This window comes from Streptomyces sp. NRRL S-495, assembly GCF_000966955.1.
In the GTDB taxonomy this organism is placed as follows: domain Bacteria; phylum Actinomycetota; class Actinomycetes; order Streptomycetales; family Streptomycetaceae; genus Kitasatospora; species Kitasatospora purpeofusca.
This window is the reverse complement of sequence record NZ_JZWY01001239.1, coordinates 1-815: the sequence shown is the minus strand read 5'-3', so window position 1 is coordinate 815 and position 815 is coordinate 1. Positions and strand designations below refer to the sequence as shown.

The 815-nt window shown below is 74.1% G+C and carries 1 protein-coding gene; it reads right to left on the bottom strand.

Translation table 11 applies throughout. The annotated features are described in order from the left end of the window. Positions 1-815: acyltransferase domain-containing protein (locus tag VR45_RS40850; RefSeq protein WP_045945043.1), on the bottom strand; the 815-nt coding region annotated here is incomplete at both ends.

Here is an 815-nt window from a genome sequence, read left to right as displayed (position 1 = left end):
TCACGCCCAGGGAGCGCCAGAGTTCGGCGAGGGAGACCATGACGGCGAACAGCACGGGCTGCACGACGTCGACCCGGTCGAGCGCACCCTCGTTGTCGTCGCGGACCACGTCGAGCAGCGACCAGCCGTCGGCGAAGGGCTCCAGCGCGGCGGCGCACTCGGCCATCTTCTCCGCGAACACGGGCGAGAAGTCGAGGAGTTCACGCGCCATGCCGATCCACTGCGAACCCTGACCCGGGAACACGAACACCGTCCCGGTCGGGGCGGTCCGGCCGGTCAGGACTCCGGCGGAGCTGCCGGTGGAGACGAACTCCTGGAGCCGCTCGGTGAGTTCGGCGGCACTGCGGCCGAGGACGACGGCCCGGTGGTCGAACAGGGCGCGGCCGGCGGTCAGGGTGAACGCGACGTCGCGCGCGCCGGGTTCGGTCCCGTCGGTGATCCGCTCCAGCAGATGCGCGGCCTGCTCGGTCAGCGCGGCCTCGGTCCGGGCGGACAGCACCCACGGCAGTGCGCCGCCGCCCGGGCCCGTCGAACCCTCCGGCTCCTCGCCGGGCGCGGCGGCCGGCTCGGGCGCGGCTTCCAGGATGACGTGCGCGTTGGTGCCGCTGTAGCCGAAGGAGGACACGGCGGAGCGGCGCGGCCGGTCCACCTCGGGCCACGGCCGGTTCTCCTCCAGGAGCCTGACCTCGCCGGCGGTCCAGTCGACGAACCGGGTCGGCTCGTCCACGTGCAGGGTGCGCGGCATCACGCCGTGGCGCATCGCCTGGACCAGCTTGATCACGCCCGCGACCCCGGCGGCGGCCTGGGTGTGGCCC